The organism is Pseudonocardia sp. ICBG601 (genome assembly GCF_020496245.1).
The window spans coordinates 105,415-121,143 of the sequence record NZ_JAHLJA010000036.1; the positions used below are offsets into that span (position 1 = coordinate 105,415).

Consider the following 15,729-nt stretch of genomic DNA (forward strand, 5'->3'; position numbering starts at 1 on the left):
GCTCTGTGTCCGCCATTGTCGTCTCGACCGGAATTGGTGAAAGCTGTTCGTGTCACTGAGTGCGACGTTTTCTTGTCGTAACGGTCGGGGACGGGTTTTCTGGTCGGGCCGCTGGTGGGGTGTGCCCTGCCTCCGAGCGGCGGTCCGTGCTCGGCGCCCCTGTCGGGGTACCCTCGGATTGGCTTATTATCTGCTCGGATTCCCTCGGATTGGCATAGATCATCTCCGGGGGGCGGTGAAGCCGGTTTGTGTGGTGTGACCTGCGGTTTTGTGGGCTGGGTGCCGCTGGGCCCGCCGGACACCTCAACCAGCCTGCTTCGCGGACGGCCGGTCGAGGTGTCCGGCGGGCCCAGCGGCACCCAGCCGGGTCACGGAGTGACCCAGAGGGCAGAGTACGAAGTTCAATGCCTTTGAAAAGCAAGGTCAAGGTCAACAGACTGTGGCGGGGGTGGGTGGCTGAGCTGCTTTGGGTGTATCTGCTCGTAGGTGGGTTGTTCGCCTCGCTGCGCATCGGCGCAGTCAAACCCTCGGTTTATCGGGGTGGTCGGGTTGGGTGCTGATCTTTTTGCGGTGGGTGGTGTTTTCCGCCTCGCTATCGCCTTGGCGTCGAGTGGCGCTGTTGGCGGCACGTGATGGATGAAAGGCGGCTATTGTGTTGGGTGAAGTGGGGGGTCGGGTGCGTGCGAAGCGTCGGGATGTTGGTGGTGTTCGGCAGACTGAGCGGGATGCGGTGTTGATGGAGGTGATGGCGCATCAGTATGGGTTGCCGGAGGATTTGTTGGGGAGTGTGTTGGGGGTGTCGGCGCAGTCGGTGCAGTCGGTGATGTTGCGGTGGAAGCGGGCGGGGTGGGTGCGTTCGGGGAAGGTGGATGCGGGGGCGACGTGGTTTTGGTTGGGGCAGGGGCAGGCGCGGGAGTGTTTGGGGTGGGATACGCCGGGGTGGCGGCCGACGCCGCCGGTGACAGGTCATGTGCGTGCGGTGGCGGCGGTGCGTTTTCATCGGGTGGGTTTGGATGTGGGTCGGTGGGTGTCGGAGCGGACGTTGCAGCATCAGGTGGGTTGGCGTCGGAGGGGTGAGCGTGTTCGGCATGTTCCGGATGGTGTTGAGGTTCGTCCGGATGGGCGGCGGATTTTGACGGAGGTGGAGTTGACCGCGAAAACCCGGTCGCGTTATCTGGAGCCCCGTCCGCAGGACGGGAGCGGGGATATGGTGGCTGGGTTGTTGTCGGATGTGGAGGCTCGGGCTCGGGAGTTGGGTTGTATGGGTGTGGTGTATTGGTGCGCGCCGCGGATTCTGGAGCGGGTCCGTGATGTGATCGAGGAGTACGTGGTGCGGACGCGGGAGCGTCGTGGGCGGGCGCGGGATCCGGAGGCGTTGGGTCCGGAGCTGCGGTGGGCGGTGCGGAGCCTGGAGGAGGTGCCGTGCTGGGAGCCGCGGCGGGCGGTGCGGTGAGGACGATGAGGCCGGTGGGCGTGAATGTGAACGCGGTGTTGGTCATCTGTCGTCAGGATTTCGATCTACCGGGGAAAGACTTGCCCGGTGCGGCGGAGGTCCTCGGTGAGCACTTCATCGGGCTGCTGCGGCGCGGTGTGTTGTCCCGCGCGGTCGCGGCGGTCATCCTGAATCCGGCTCGCCACGGCCATGACCGTGACCTGCTCAGCGTGGAGATCGACGTCGTCGCCCGGAACCACGTCGCCGGGCTCGCGACCGCGCTCAACACCATCCGCGACGGTTTCCGGCTGCTCCCGATCGCGTTGCCTGACCGGTTCACCGCCGCCGAGGTCGAGCACCTTGCCAGCAGGGTCGTCGGTGCCGACAACCTCCAGACCAGCACCCGCAAGATCGACTAGCGCGGCATGAATCGGACTATCCTGGACCTGGACCTGGACCTGGACCTGGACCTGCGGGGGGCGTGCTGGTGGCGAAGACTTTTCATTGCGTTCTGCAACTTCTTGAGGTGTCGCCGCAGATCGGGACAGTGATCGCGGCGCCGTTACGGACCGCGATGCGCCGCCAGCAGCGCGAGCACGACGGGAAGCTGGTCGGGACGAAAGCTGACCTCGTCCCCGGTTTCGGTGTCGGGTTGGTGACGGTCGTGTTCGCTCGGTCCCCGCAGACCGCGATCGGGTTCGCCGCCCGGATCGCGAAGACCGCGTTTCTGCGTCTCGCTGCCGATCCGACGGTCTGCTACGACCTGGACATGAGCATCGCCCAGGTCGAGAACCTCTACACCGCCACCGCGACCCCGGCGTGGCTGGCACCCGGGGAGTTCCTCGGCTGGCGAGAATGCACCGACCCGACCTGCCCCGACCGCGAACAGACCGGATGAAGCAGAGGTTGTGATGGCGCCGCTGCCTGCCCCGTTCTCCACGGTCGCGCTGATGATCGCGCGGCTGCTGCTGGGCACAGTCCTGATCGCCCACGGAGCGCAGAAGGCCACCGGGTTCGGCGACATCGTCGCCTCCTTCACCACGATGGGCATCCCGGCGCCTGCCGCTGCTGCGGCGATCGCGATGAGTGTCGAACTGGTCGGCGGGGCGGCGTTGCTCACCGGGACCGCGACCACTGTTGCTGGGCTGGTGGTCGTGGTGAACATGGTCGGGGCGGTGGTGCTGGTCCATTCCCCGAACACGGTGTTCGTCGATGACGGCGGTTGGGAACTGGTCGGGGTCATCGCCGCCGGCGCGTTGCTGCTCGCCGCGTCCGGTCCCGGTCCCTGGTCGGTTGATGCGTTACTGGCCCGCCGCCGCCGGCGCCGTCGCGGCGTCGTGTGACACGCCGATCGTTTCGCGGCGCGCAGGTTCACCACCACACCCCGGTTAGGGTGACGTCGCCTACGCACAGTCACTGTCAGGTGTGTGGGGACTCGAAGGAAGGGCATGGTTCATCTGATGAAGGTTGGTCGTTGTCTCGGTGGCGGTCTCGCGGTCGCCGCGCTGGCTGCTGCGCCGCTGGTCGGTCTCGCCGGTACCGCTCTCGCCGACACTCCTGCTGCGGGGCCGGTCGCGGTGCAGGACTACCAGGCTGCGAACAACCGGGGCTGGAGCCAGACCGAGTTCGGCGGTAAGCACAGTGACGACATGGCTGACGATCCGTGGCGGGTCAACAAGGACTGGAGCTGGGTGAAGGACTGGTGTGTGAACCACACCAAGGAGTCCAAGCTTCAGGACCAGCAGGCCAAGCAGCAGGTTGAGCAGCAGGGCCAGCAGGACGCGACGTCCTACGCGGGCGTCAGCTGCCCGAAGGTCTGGCCGAACGACGTCCCCTGAGCGTCAACGCTCAGAGCACGCTCCCGGGGGCGGGCGGCGGTCTTGCTGCCCTCCCTCGAAGCGGCCCGAGTGTCGAATGCAGGGCAGAACCTGCCAAGGGCGCCTACGGCGTCGCTGCGCGATCGACTCCGTCGCCCCTTTGACAGGTTCTGCCCACCACTCGGGCGGCCTTGTATCGAGGAAGAACGAGCCGTCGAGACGGGCCGTAGTCACCTCCGTTGTCGGGTGTTCGGTGACCTCGTCAGGCACACACGACGACCGGTTGAGGACTATCGTCGCTGGTGGCGGGCGCCGGAGTTCCTGTTTCGCGGTCGGAGCAAAGCGCGGTCTGGTCGGCGCCCGCTCCACGACCCCACCGCGGCCTGCGACGAGCTGCTGGGTTCAGCCCGGGCGGTGAGTCTCGGTGCGGTGAGTCTGGGTGGCGAGGTAGGCGTGGTGGGCGACTGCGGCCACAGCCAGCAGCGTGACCAGGGCGGCCGCGACCGGTGCGGCGATCATGGCGACACCGGCGGTGAGGACACCAGCGGTGACCAGCAGACCGGCGACCCGCAGGATCAGGAGCCCGCCGACGGAGACGCCCGTGATGTCGGTGCGCGGCGCGGGCGGGCCCGGTGTGCTCGGTGGCGGCGTGGGCGGTGTCGTCCGGGGCGGTGTCGGTGTGGGTGGTGTGGTGAGGAGTTCGTAGGCGGCGTTGACGGCGATGAAGTGTTCGGTGTCGCCGCCCTGGTCGGGGTGGGCGTGGCGGACCGCGTCGCGCCACGCCGTCCGCAGCAGCTTTGCTGGGGCGTCGGGTGGGACGCCGAGCAGTGCTGCGGCCTGGGTGCGGGCCTGGGCGGTGGGTGTGGGCGTGTTCATGGGTGCAGGTCCGGGTTGCGGTCGTAGAAGTCGTCGACGTCGACCGGGCCGGTGTAGCCGGGATACGGGGCTTCGTGGACGGTGTAGCAGGCGATGCTGGTTCTCGGGGTGCGGGCGATCTCGAAGTCGATCGCGCCGAGATTTTCGAGTTCGAACAACGAGGGGCGCCGGTAAGGGAGTTGTCACCAGCCGCAAACGAGTCGATCATTGCTGGTCAGCGGGTTTATTTTCGGTGAGGTTGCGGTAGAGGGTGGCGCGGCTGACGCCGAACGCGGCTGCGATCTGGTCGGCGGTCTGGCCGGTGTCGAGGGCGGCCTGGGCCGCGGCGAGCTGGTTGGGGTCGAGTTTGCGGGGTCGGCCGGGCAGTTTGCCCGTGGCTGCGGTGGCCTCGCGGGCGTGGGCGGCGCGTTCGCGCATGAACACTCGTTCCATGTGTGCGAACAGCGCCAGTAGCGCGACGGCGAGTTCGGCCATCGGCGAGTCGTCGGTGGTGTCGATCGGGATCGGGTCCTTCAGGGTCTTGATCCCGATGCCCTGCTCGCGCAGCTCGTGCACGACGTTGAGGCATTCGCGCAGATTGCGGCCGAGTCGGTCGAGGTTGGTCGCGATGATCGTGTCGCCGGAGCGGGCGTAGCGGCGCAGCTCGGTGAAGCCGGGCCGGTCGATGGTGGCGCCGGTCTTCTTGTCGGTGTAGATCCGCTCGTCGGGTATGCCGTGGTGGCCCAGGGCGTCGAGCTGTCGTTCGAGGTCCTGGTGTGTGGTCGAGACGCGGGCGTAGCCCAGTTCCATCACGTCACCGTCCTGGCCTGGTCCCGGTCGGCATCCAGGGCGGCGGCGATCCGCGGGTCGGTAATGGCGGACTCGCCGGTCATGATCGTCTCGTTTCCTCCCGCAACTGTCTCATAAGTTTACCATGTGGCCGTGTTTCGAGGCGGTGTTTCGACGTTAGATTGTGAGACAGCGTGACCTGGGGTGATGTCGATGTCCGAACTCGCCTGCACGCTGTCGCGGAACCTTGGTTTCGAGACCGGCCAGTCAGCCGCTGGAGGCGGCGGCGGCCAGGCGAAGACGGGCGTCCATGTTCAGCCGCACCTCGCCGTAGGGCAGCACGTGCGCCCAGAACAGCGGCGTCAGCCCGCGCCGATCCTCAGCGGTGAGCGCGTCGTCCCACTCGGAGCCAGCGAGCAGGTCCTGGATCATCAGGGTGTTCACGTACACCAGGGCGGCCTGCAAGATCCGCAGGCACAGCACGCTCATCTCCTGCTCGTCGCGCCGGTTGGTGGCCAGGTCCCCGCCCTTGCCGTAGAAGATGACCGCGTTGGCCCGATTCCACGACTCGACCACGTTCAGGCCCTCGTGGATCTCTCGCTGGAGTGCCCGGCTGTGCAGGTAACGGGCCAAGAAGATGGTCTTTTGCGCCCGGCCCAGCTCGATCATCGCCTGGTAGGTCGGGTGCGCTGCGTTGGCCTTCATGAATCGCCGCAGGATCGCCTCGGTCGAGGCGGTGCCCACGCGGATCGCGGTGGCGTACTTGAGCATCTGGTCGTACTGCTCAGCGATGCGGTCCCACCGGACCGGGCGGGTCATCGCCGGTGCCAGACCCGGCCAGGCGTCTGGCTCGCCAGCAGCCGGGCGGTACAGCTTGACCTTGTTGATCCGCTTGATCCTCGGCAGCAGGTCGAACCCGAGCAGCTTCGTGATGCCGAACCCGATCTCGGACTGACCATGCGTGTCCACGTAATTGGCCTCGACCTGCATGTCGGTGCCATGCCGGATCGCGCCGTCGACCATCGCGTGCACCTCGGAGGCCGAGCAGTTCAGCCGCTGCGAGTGGATCACCACGGAGCCGCGCTCGACGTGCCAGTAGATCAGCACCCCTCGGCCGCCGTAGCGGGAGTGCCACTCGGTGAAGATGTTCTGGTCGAACGCGCCGAAGTGAGTCGAGTCGCTGGCCCCGTGGATCCGTCGCCCCACAGTGTCTGCTGGCGGGCGGCGAAGGTGGCGTTGGCGATCTCGATCGCGATCTGCCGCGCGGCCTCGGTGCTCAGGTAGCGGCGCCGGGCGTAGCGAATCTCGTCCTCGGAATGCCCGTGCTCGCCGCCGGCGACCGCACGGATGCCGGTGTTGGTGCCGTACCCGTAGATAGCCAGCAGCAACCGCTCGGCCAGCACGTGCTCGGGCAAGGTGCCGCGGTCGGCGACCGAGGTCACCGCCGACAGGCAGCCGGTGCGCAGCACCGCCTCCTTGAGCATGTCGATCAGCGGCACCGTGCCCCACCGGGCCTGCACAGCCTGCTTGAGCCGGCGCAGGTTGCGCGGCTCCGGCGAGGCCTCCAGCGGGGCCAGCTTGACCGCGCCAGCCGCGCGGTCGCTAATCGACAACCAATCGCAGCCCGGCAGGGCGGTGTGCAGGGCCTCCAGCTCGGCGCGCATCTCGGCTTGCAGGTCGGCGATGAACTGGCTGGGGTCCAGCGGCTTGCGCAGCGCCTGGTAGTGCTCGACGCGATGGTCCTCGAAATCGGTCGGAAGGTCTTCGGCCGGGTTGCGCCAGGTGTCCGCGCCGACGACCCAGATTTCCTTGCACCGCAACTGCTCGCGTAGCGCCTGGAAGGTGCACACCTCGTAGACCATGCGCACGACCCGTTGCCGGCGGCGCTTGTCGTCCTTGTAAACCAGCGCCTCCCAGTCCTCGCTCAGGCCGCGATGGACCGGGATGTGCTCGCCGGCCGGGTAGTAGTGCAGGTTCCCGGCGCTGGCGTAGCGGGTGATCAGCTCCAGCGCGTCGAGCACCGGCCGGTGGGTGGTGTTGTTGCTGCGGAACTCCAGCACGTCCAGCAGCTTGATCAGCCCAGTCCGGTAGTGGTTGGTGTAGGAGCCCTTCAGCGTGGCCTTCACGGTGCGCTGGTAGGTCGGCCCGGAGGACTTGAACTCCGCGATCAGGTCGGCCAGCACGGCCTGCGGCGCGACCGGGAACACGGTGTCGCGCACGAGCTGGTCGCCGGCGTTCACGGTCGCCTCGGCGACCCGGAACAGCAAGTTCTCCTTGCCGGTGACCCGCTTGAACTCCTTGATCAGCTCCTTGGTCACCCGGACCTCGGCGCGGGCGTTGATCCGGTGCACGGTGGAGATCAGCAGCTCGACCAGCGTGTCGGTGATCTCCCGTTCCCGGCAGTGCAACAACGCCGCCAGCAGGGCCAGCGTCACCTCAGGCGCGTGTCCGCGCAGGTGGCTGGGCGCCTCGACCGCCGCCCGCGCCCGCCAGGCGGCGACCACCTTCGGGGCGATGTCGGCGAACACGCCGGCTGACAGGCCGACCGCCCGTACCGCTTCCAGCTTGGCGATCTCGGTCAACATCGTGTTCAGGCTGACGTTGCCCGGATCGGACCGGATCGAGGCCAGCACCGCCGGCCCGTCACCGTCCCCGCCGGGTTGGCCGTCGTCATCGGCACCGGCCGCGACCAAGGCGAACAGCCGAACGCGCACCGCCTCGGATAAGCGGATCGCCACCCGTGCGAACAGCAGCTCCTCGCCGCGGTGCAGCGCCGAGCGCACGATCCGGTCGACGCGGCCGCCGGTGGGCGGCTCGATACGTTCCTCCCGGCACCGGTCCAGCAGCTGGTCACGGACACGTTCAGCGCCGCGCTCGGTCTGGGTGACGGTGGTGACCAGCCACTCGGTGAGCTTGTCGGCGTCGGCGACGCTGCACTCCCGGAACCCCAGTGTCCGGCGAATCTGGCTGCGATGGAACTCGATCGTGCGGCCGGACCAGTCGTAGAACGCCAGCTCGGTCACCGGCACACCGACCTGCCGGGCCACGTAGTCCACAGCGGCGTCGGGGATCTCGCTCCGGCTGCGGGGAAACCGGCCGTGCTCGGTGTAAAAGCGCAGCAACACCGCGAACCCGAGCCGCGTCGCGCCACGCTTGCCGGCCACCATCGCCAGCTCGGCCTCGACCAGCGTCCACCGATCGATCAGTTCGTCCTGACCCAGCTCACGCGCCACGCACGGACGCTACTCCCACCCCCCGGACACCGCCGCGACCAGAGATTCAGGGTCAAGCCCCCAGCGCTCGTTTGCGGCTGATGACACGATCCTTACCGGCACCCCTACCACCGCGAAGCGTTCACCGATGCCTGGCGGCGCTACACGCCGGACCTCGTCACCGACAGTGCTGAACAAGGAGACGAGGTCCGGTCCGGGGCATAACCGCTGTTCAGGTGGCGCTCAGGGCGAGCTTCGGCCCGTGTGAGCGCCGGGCTCGTTGAGGGGGTGTGACGGATTGATCCGTCACACCCCCTCAATCCGTCACAGCCAAAATCGACGCCTGACCTGCACAGTTAGCATTGCTGTTACGGGTGTGACGGGTTGTGACGGATTGGGGGTCGTTTCGGGACATCCCCCGAAATCTCACTCTGCGTGACTGTCGTGGTGGGGCGCAGCAGCGGTCCACTCGCCGTGCCGTCGGGCGTCTGCTAGCAGACGCCCGACGGCACCGATGCTGTCACCGGTGCTGTCAGCGATCTCGCGGTAAGTAAGCCCTTGAAGGCGTAGCTCTACAACAGTCGCTCGACGCTTTCTAGCTCTTTGCTCGTAATTAGCGCGCGGCTCAGCGATCAGACGCACAACGGTCCGCCGCGAGAAGCCAGCTTCTTCAGCGAGCTCTTGAGCTGTCTTCCGCGTCGCCCTGCGGCATCGCTCCAACGCAGGCATCAAAACACCTCCTTCAGGAGCGCAAGACGCTGCTCACGCTCAGTCGTTAGAGCCATCCCGCGTGCGAGTCCTCCGTTGCGTCCTGATCCTTTGCGTCCGCGTGCGGCTTGGATGGCGGAGAAGGCTGCGTCGTAGGCGGCTGGGCCGTCGTTCCACATGCGGGAGTAGTTGATCGTCCAGTCCGAGATCGATCCGGCGATGTGGCCGAGTTCGTTCCCGCCGAGGGGGATCGGGAAGTCGGCGTTGAGGATCGCGACGTGTTTGGCGACAGCGGCGCGGTAGCCCTCGGCGTCGCCCCAGTGGTGCCGCATTTCGCGGTAGGCGAAGCGGCGGACCATGTGGAACAGGGTTTCGTTGCGGGAGTAGCCGACGGGGGCGCGGCGGCGTTGGTTGTGCCAGCCCCGGCCGGGCATGTGCCCGGCGGCAGTCAGGATCGCCCCGAACTGGGTGAGGGTGGAGGTTTTGTCGTGGAGGAAGTGGGTGATCCAGCGGGAGTGGAACGGGTTTTTGATCAGCCGCCCGGGATAGGACGGGTCCCCACCCACCGCACGCCGCAGCGCCTCTTCGATCGAGAGGCCGTAGCGGACCGCACGGCGTGATCCGTAGTTGGTGACCTTGACCGGGGTGGTGATGCCGAACCCGGCGTGGGCGTGGCCGTTGACGGCGTTCTCGATGATCACGTTCGGCATCGGGTGGCTGTCGACGGTCGAGACCATCCGCAGGACCGCATCCGCGCTGTCGCCGTCGATCCCGATCAACCCCCACACCTGCTTGGGGTGCAGCTCGACATGCATCCGGGTCATCGCCTCCTCCCGGGACTGCCGCCACACGCCGTCGTCGAACTCGTCCGCGGCGAGTGGGTACCGCGACGTCCACAAACGCCCCCAGATCGCCGTAGCCGCCTCAAACGGCAGCCCCCCGACCTTTTAGGGTAGCCCGGGGACGGAAACGGGGCCGCACAGAGGCTCTCAGAGCCCCGGGGAGGGGCATCGAGGACAGCGCCTGGGGGAACCCACAGGTCAGAGCCGGTCATCCGGGGGAACTCCTCACCACCGCCGACAGGGGCGCGGTGCCGGTCCAGGGCATTGAGCTTCGCCCTGTGTTGTCTCCGGCCGCTGACGCGGCCGGAGGGGTGCGGGCTCGCTCGCGCTCACCCGAAACTCTGACTTGGTTGTCTGCTGCCTCACTCGAATAATCCCAGGTCACACCACCTCCTGTCCCGTACCCCCAGGTCAGACGGGCGTGTCACCCCACCCGACCGGCCTCCGACCAGACGCCGCCGCCCCGGTGACCGCAGCAGCAGCAGCAGCAGCCGCAGACCAGGCAGCGGCGCCCACGCACAGCATTTTTGGAACAAAAGTGCATATCTTGCTGCGCCTGCTGCGCCTGCTGCGCCTGCTGCGCCTGCTGCGCCTGCTGCGCCTGCGCCGTGAACCGGCAGCCCCGGGACCACGACCAGCCCCGGACCAGAGCCCGGCGCCGACGATCATCAGATGATGCATAGGTGCTGTGGCCGTTGACCTTCAGTGAGCCTTTCCCAACCTGTTTGTGCTGGTCAGGGGTGTGAGGTGCGTGGCTTGTCGTGAGATGGGTGGGGCTCCTGGTAGACGGATAGCTGTCGCGCCACCGCCTACCGAGGAGCCCCGCGTGTTGTCCTACCCATCCGGGATGTCGATGTCCACTCGCACGGTTCGTGTCCTGGCCGGGCTGCTGCGCGGACATCGTCGCCGGATCGGGACCCGGTGGCGGCTCCTGACCCCGGCCCGCCAGGCCCTGCTCGTGCTCGCGCACCTACGTAAGGGCGAGACCTACACCGACCTGGCCAGCGGATTCAGAGTCGGGAAGTCCACGGTGTCCCGGTATGTCGCCGAGGCGATCGGGCTGCTCGCTGCGCTCGCGCCGACCCTGGAGCAGGCCATCACGGTCGCGGCCGGGAAGGCGTTCGTGATCCTGGACGGGACGCTGCTGCGTATCGACCGGGTCGGCATGGGCTCGGGCTATGACCGGGCGTTCTATAGCGGGAAGCACAAGTGTCACGGGCTGAATGTGCAGGTCATCGCCGACCCCGCGGGTCGGCTGGTGTGGATCTCCCCGCCGCTACCGGGGGCACGGCACGACATGGGCGCTGCCCGGATCCACGGGATCATCGACGCGGTCAACACCACCGGGGTGCGGGCGGTCGCTGACACCGCCTACCAGGGCGGCGGTCCCGCGATCACCGTCCCGCACCGACGCCGACGCCGCGATCTCGACACCGGCCGGTACCGGCCCCTGTCAGCGAATCAGAAGGCCGTCAACGCCGCTCACGCCCGACGGCGGGCACCGGGTGAGCGGGTCAACGCCGAGCTGAAGAACTGGAAGATCCTCCGCAAGATCCGCTCCAGCCCCTCCCAGGCTGCTCAGCTCGTCGCAGCGATCCAGACCCTCATGATCACCACCGCCTGACCAGCACAAACAGGTTGGGAAAGGCTCAGTGGCGGAACGCCACCGACTCGGCCCACCGGGCCGACAACGCACGCGCGCTTCGCGCTCGACACCGCCACCCCAAGATCAACATCCACCACACCTATGCACAGCGTTGTGATCCAGGACCGGTGCCGGCTCCGCGCGGACGCTTCACTCCCGGCCGCACCGCCCGGGAGAACGGCCACGGCCCTGCCTGCGGCGGCGCAAGCTAGAGCCTCAGCTGGCTAAGTGGGTGTCGCAAAGAAGAGGCTCGCAGAGCGGGGCGCTGCGCTGGCGTCGGTGGAAATGACTCGGCGGCGCGCGGTGAACGCGGAAAGTGCTCAGTCGATCACGCTCAGCGTTTTGTGTTTGTCTTGAGGCTTATTCAGGCTCCGTCAGGTAAGTGCGTAGAAGATGAGTCCGATGACTGCCGAGATCGTCGTTTTAAATGTGGCGTAGGGTCGACGGTAGTCTGTGTGGAGAACTTTCCACGACTTGATATGGGCGATGACTCGCTCGATGGTGGCGCGTGTGCGGTTGAGGCTCTTGTTGAATGTTTTCTGCCAGTCGAGAAGTTCCCGGCCGGGTTGTTTTTTGAACGGGGTGAGCATGCCGCGCCCGATGTAGCCTTTATCGCCGATCGGTGGGTATGTGGCGAGGTGGTCGAGGGCGCCGGATTGGTCGAGGCAATGTAGGTCGTGTCGGGAGCCTGGGGTCGGGTCGGAGATCCACGACAGCTGCCCTTCCAGGGTGGCTGCGACCTGGACGACGACGCCGGTGGTGCGATGCTTGCCCGACCACAGACCTGGTATGGCGGTCCATGACCAGCAGGGCAGTAGGGTTCCGTCGATGATGTACTGCCGATCGGCACGAAGCTCCTCCGCAGTCGGAACGACACTCCGCAGTGCCTGTGCCAGCAACGGTGTCACCCCCGCGATCGCTCGACTGACCGTCGACTGCGACACCCCGTAGGTTTCCGCCAACTCCCACTGCACACGATTCCCGCGCAGATACGCCAACGTGATCACCACCGACCAGAACAATCCCAGAATCGGCGGCCAAGGCCGTCGCAGGCCAGTCGCGTTCCGCTGATCCTGCTCATGCACCAGAGCGGCAAGATCCTGAATCTCATCACGCCGAAAGCCAGTGGTATAGTACATACTGCGACAACCCGTTCATCTTGGATTGATTCGGCAAATTAATCTTCGCGATGGACGGGCTGTCGCCCAACCCGACACGCCGGGCTAGATCGTTATTTCACGGGCCCTGAATAAGCCTCCCTGTTTCGGTCGAGTCGTCCGATATGACTGTGGGCGTCGCCGCCGGGTACCTTTCTGTAGTGAAATCATCGAGAATGTGGCAGGTTGCTGCCGCGAGTGTGATGGTTGTTGCTGTCATGGCAGGTGCGGCTTCTGGTGCGGCTGCTACAGAGTCTCCTGGTTCGATGACTGCCCCGGTTGTGAAGAGTCCGCGTCCGGTGGAGCCGGAGCCGCCCGGCCCGGACTCTTCGGCAGCGTCGCCAACGGTTGGTGAACCAAGTGCGGAAACATTCCGGACGGGTTCTGGCGCTGAGTCGTGGGACGGTTCGTGCAAGTATCTACATGAACATTTTGATGAGATATCCGCGCGCGCAACGGGCAAAGGAGGCATCCCGTGTGTCGACGTGACTATCCCACCGCCGTCGGAGAACCGGCCGCAGCCATATGACCTGAACCCAAGGGCGTTTGATCTGGTGGCGCACCCGAAGGCGTGTGAAGGGTACACGGACTGGGTAGTGGACCGAACGACACAGTGCAAACGAGATCGCGTGAACATCACGATCTTCGAACAACGCACCAAGGTCGTGTTAGGCACCCTGAACGTCAACCGCCGTACCTTGTCGTACACGAATGCCGGAAATCCGGTATGGGGCGTGCAGACGACGTTGTCACTGGCGGGCGCCTCAGGTATCGGCTACGGGGCGTCGGTGAGCGGACTGGGGACATGCGGGTCGCCGCAACCGGGTGAGGCGTCGGGGTGCACACGTAACGGACCGAACACGTTCGGGCCGAGTCCGGCGTTGAACCCGAACTTCCCGTTCACCGGGGAGACCTACTACCGGGGCACGAAGGTCGGCCCGGGAGAGAGCGGGTCAGGGAAGAACACGGTGGACCTGACCTTCACCAACCCAAAGTGGCAAAAGCCCGAGTTCTCCTCGACGTTCGTACCGCACCCAGTGCGCTGTGACAACGCGGTCAAGGGCCGTGGCCCGGGATGTGTGGTGGCGGCACATACCCCGGCGATCGCCTACTCCCGATCCGGGGACGTGGGGGAACTGGCCCGACACATCGGTGACGCCCAAGCCTCAGGGCTCCCGGGGGCGTACCCGACAGGGGCGCCATTGACCCGGCTCATGGACAAAGACGACGCGAAAGACAACCGAGGCCGAGCCTGCCCACGCACCTACACCCGCCCGTCCGGGCTCAGCTGCGACGAATACCCCTTCGCCTCCAGCTACCAAGGAGCCGACCAAACCCCCAGAGGCCCGGGACGAACCTTCCCATATTGCCGGATCGCACCGAAGCTTCCTCAGGGACTGCGCGATTCCACTGGGTACAGTTCGTGCATGATCAATGACGCACAGAACAAGCGCGGCGGGTCGCAGCTCAGCGCGTTCTTCTCGAAGAACCGCATCATCGACCGGGACGCTTACCGCGTCTGGATCCAACCGTAAGATATCGGGGTTCTGGGGAGCTGCTTTAATCTCCCCAGAACCCTGCTCCTATCACTGCCAAGTGAGGCGTCCGCCAAGAGCAATGGGGGTTAAACCAGTCTGCTCTTCAGGCGTCTCCGATATGACAGCTTGAAGTGTCGCTCGACTAAGGGCGAGGAAGCTTTTCCAGCGAGGAGCGTCATTCAAGTCTGCATCGACCTTGTCATAAAACACAGCCGCCCCGAACTCTTTCCCTCCTCTGCGGTCAATCATCAAGTAGCCACCGCTTTGGTCCTCTGCCACGGGAAGAAGGGCGGGGATGAAGCCGCCAGTTGCAGCCCCGGCGAGCTTGTTCGTGTCAAACGATTCTGCGACTATGGCGTTCGCTCCGAGCTGCGCGAAAAAAGTCCCCCGCGCATCTGATTTTTTAGATGGTGGCGGAGAGGCTCCTGCCGCTAAGTGAGCATAGCTGGAAAGCATGTCATCTTCCCAGGCGGAGACGACTTCGGAAATTCTGAGGGGGCGGAGCCCCGGGAGAGTGTACCCGCTCGGTGCACGTAGCGTCCCATCGCACCACTCATAGAACGCAAGTACATCTTCAGGCCAAGGGTATCCACCAGTTCTCCCTTGCGCGATATCTAGTTCAATTGTCAACCCCTTGGAAAGGAAAGCCTCCCCGGTTTCAAGGGCATTCTCAGTGCACCACTCGTAAAGTTTCACCCATGGGTCCATCGTCCTAACCTTCCCGCCTCTCGACTAAAGAGTCCATGGAGGCTTATTCAGGGCCCGTGAAATAACGATCTAGCCCGGCGTGTCGGGTTGGGCGACAGCCCGTCCATCGCGAAGATTGGTTTGTCGAATCAATCCGAGATGAATGGGCTGTCGCAGTATGTACTATACCACTGGCTTTCGGCGTGATGAGATTCAGGATCTTGCCGCTCTGGTGCATGAGCAGGATCAGCGGAACGCGACTGGCCTGCGACGGCCTTGGCCGCCGATTCTGGGATTGTTCTGGTCGGTGGTGATCACGTTGGCGTATCTGCGCGGGAATCGTGTGCAGTGGGAGTTGGCGGAAACCTACGGGGTGTCGCAGTCGACGGTCAGTCGAGCGATCGCGGGGGTGACACCGTTGCTGGCGCAGGCGCTGCGGAGTGTAGTTCCGACTGCGGAGGAGCTTCGTGCCGATCGGCAGTACATCATCGACGGAACCCTGCTGCCCTGCTGGTCATGGACCGCCGTACCAGGTCTGTGGTCGGGCAAGCATCGCACCACCGGCGTCGTCGTCCAGGTCGCAGCCACCCTGGAAGGGCAGCTGTCGTGGATCTCCGACCCGACCCCAGGCTCCCGACACGACCTACATTGCCTCGACCAATCCGGCGCCCTCGACCACCTCGCCACATACCCACCGATCGGCGATAAAGGCTACATCGGGCGCGGCATGCTCACCCCGTTCAAAAAACAACCCGGCCGGGAACTTCTCGACTGGCAGAAAACATTCAACAAGAGCCTCAACCGCACACGCGCCACCATCGAGCGAGTCATCGCCCATATCAAGTCGTGGAAAGTTCTCCACACAGACTACCGCCGACCCTACGCCACATTTAAAACGACGATCTCGGCAGTCATCGGACTCATCTTCTACGCACTTACCTGACGGAGCCTGAATAAGCCTCATGTCATGCAGCTTGACCAGGCCGATCCGGCGATGCCAGTCGAGGATCGAGCCGTGGACACTTGAGGAACAGCGCCATAGCAGCC

General features: G+C 65.6%; 16 protein-coding genes and 1 pseudogene. 9 read left to right on the plus strand and 8 right to left on the minus strand.

The window, feature by feature from the left end:
* Positions 1-1,261 precede the first annotated feature (1,261 nt).
* From KPL57_RS14025 to KPL57_RS14045, 5 genes are all read left to right on the plus strand, one after another.
* Entirely contained in the window at positions 1,262-1,453 is a 192-nt protein-coding gene (locus KPL57_RS14025) for a hypothetical protein (protein WP_226351946.1), read from the plus strand.
* A complete protein-coding gene (locus KPL57_RS14030; RefSeq protein ID WP_226351947.1) occupies positions 1,423-1,851 on the plus strand; it encodes a hypothetical protein in 429 nt (142 codons plus the stop codon). The genes KPL57_RS14025 and KPL57_RS14030 overlap by 31 nt, the downstream gene beginning before the upstream one ends.
* 62 nt (positions 1,852-1,913) lie before the next feature.
* Complete coding sequence (locus KPL57_RS14035) at positions 1,914-2,330, plus strand: hypothetical protein (RefSeq protein ID WP_226351948.1); 417 nt, start codon at positions 1,914-1,916, stop codon at positions 2,328-2,330.
* Between the two features lie 13 nt (positions 2,331-2,343).
* Positions 2,344-2,775, plus strand: coding sequence for a DoxX family protein (locus KPL57_RS14040; protein WP_226351949.1), 432 nt, complete (start codon positions 2,344-2,346; stop codon positions 2,773-2,775).
* A 117-nt stretch (positions 2,776-2,892) separates the two neighbouring features.
* Complete coding sequence (locus KPL57_RS14045) at positions 2,893-3,270, plus strand: hypothetical protein (protein ID WP_226351950.1); 378 nt, start codon at positions 2,893-2,895, stop codon at positions 3,268-3,270.
* A gap of 381 nt (positions 3,271-3,651) precedes the next feature.
* On the opposite strand, the gene KPL57_RS14050 is transcribed toward KPL57_RS14045, so the two are convergent.
* From KPL57_RS14050 to KPL57_RS14075, 6 genes and pseudogenes are all read right to left on the minus strand, one after another.
* Positions 3,652-4,125 carry a J domain-containing protein gene (locus KPL57_RS14050; RefSeq protein ID WP_226351951.1) on the minus strand — a complete coding sequence of 158 codons (474 nt, stop codon included), beginning with the start codon at positions 4,123-4,125 and terminating at the stop codon, positions 3,652-3,654.
* Positions 4,122-4,283: a hypothetical protein gene (locus tag KPL57_RS14055; RefSeq protein ID WP_226351952.1), complete on the minus strand. Its 162-nt coding sequence runs from the start codon at positions 4,281-4,283 to the stop codon at positions 4,122-4,124. Before KPL57_RS14055 ends, KPL57_RS14050 begins: the two co-directional genes overlap by 4 nt.
* Positions 4,284-4,329: 46 nt before the next feature.
* On the minus strand, positions 4,330-4,914 hold the full coding sequence (locus tag KPL57_RS14060) for a recombinase family protein (protein ID WP_226351775.1): 585 nt from the start codon (positions 4,912-4,914) through the stop codon (positions 4,330-4,332).
* Between the two features lie 246 nt (positions 4,915-5,160).
* Positions 5,161-8,060 (minus strand): annotated as a pseudogene (locus KPL57_RS14065) (Tn3 family transposase).
* A 471-nt stretch (positions 8,061-8,531) separates the two neighbouring features.
* On the minus strand, positions 8,532-8,834 hold the full coding sequence (locus tag KPL57_RS72105; RefSeq protein ID WP_226351953.1) for a sigma factor-like helix-turn-helix DNA-binding protein: 303 nt from the start codon (positions 8,832-8,834) through the stop codon (positions 8,532-8,534).
* Positions 8,834-9,664: a replication initiation protein gene (locus KPL57_RS14075; RefSeq protein ID WP_226351954.1), complete on the minus strand. Its 831-nt coding sequence runs from the start codon at positions 9,662-9,664 to the stop codon at positions 8,834-8,836. Before KPL57_RS14075 ends, KPL57_RS72105 begins: the two co-directional genes overlap by 1 nt.
* A gap of 529 nt (positions 9,665-10,193) precedes the next feature.
* Here KPL57_RS14075 and KPL57_RS14080 point away from each other — a divergent pair.
* Together KPL57_RS14080 and KPL57_RS14085 are read left to right on the plus strand one after the other, a co-directional pair.
* Complete coding sequence (locus KPL57_RS14080; protein ID WP_226351955.1) at positions 10,194-10,331, plus strand: hypothetical protein; 138 nt, start codon at positions 10,194-10,196, stop codon at positions 10,329-10,331.
* A 150-nt stretch (positions 10,332-10,481) separates the two neighbouring features.
* Complete coding sequence (locus KPL57_RS14085; protein WP_226351139.1) at positions 10,482-11,279, plus strand: transposase family protein; 798 nt, start codon at positions 10,482-10,484, stop codon at positions 11,277-11,279.
* A 395-nt stretch (positions 11,280-11,674) separates the two neighbouring features.
* On the opposite strand, the gene KPL57_RS14090 is transcribed toward KPL57_RS14085, so the two are convergent.
* Positions 11,675-12,439, minus strand: a complete 765-nt coding sequence (locus KPL57_RS14090; RefSeq protein WP_226351144.1) for a transposase family protein — start codon at positions 12,437-12,439, stop codon at positions 11,675-11,677.
* 647 nt (positions 12,440-13,086) lie between these two features.
* Here KPL57_RS14090 and KPL57_RS14095 point away from each other — a divergent pair.
* Positions 13,087-13,992: a hypothetical protein gene (locus KPL57_RS14095; protein ID WP_226351956.1), complete on the plus strand. Its 906-nt coding sequence runs from the start codon at positions 13,087-13,089 to the stop codon at positions 13,990-13,992.
* A gap of 51 nt (positions 13,993-14,043) precedes the next feature.
* Here KPL57_RS14095 and KPL57_RS14100 read toward each other — a convergent pair whose 3' ends face one another.
* Positions 14,044-14,691: a hypothetical protein gene (locus tag KPL57_RS14100; RefSeq protein WP_226351957.1), complete on the minus strand. Its 648-nt coding sequence runs from the start codon at positions 14,689-14,691 to the stop codon at positions 14,044-14,046.
* Positions 14,692-14,860: 169 nt separating this feature from the next.
* Here KPL57_RS14100 and KPL57_RS14105 point away from each other — a divergent pair, with 169 nt between their 5' ends.
* Positions 14,861-15,625, plus strand: a complete 765-nt coding sequence (locus KPL57_RS14105) for a transposase family protein (RefSeq protein ID WP_226350834.1) — start codon at positions 14,861-14,863, stop codon at positions 15,623-15,625.
* The last annotated feature ends 104 nt before the right edge of the window (positions 15,626-15,729 follow it).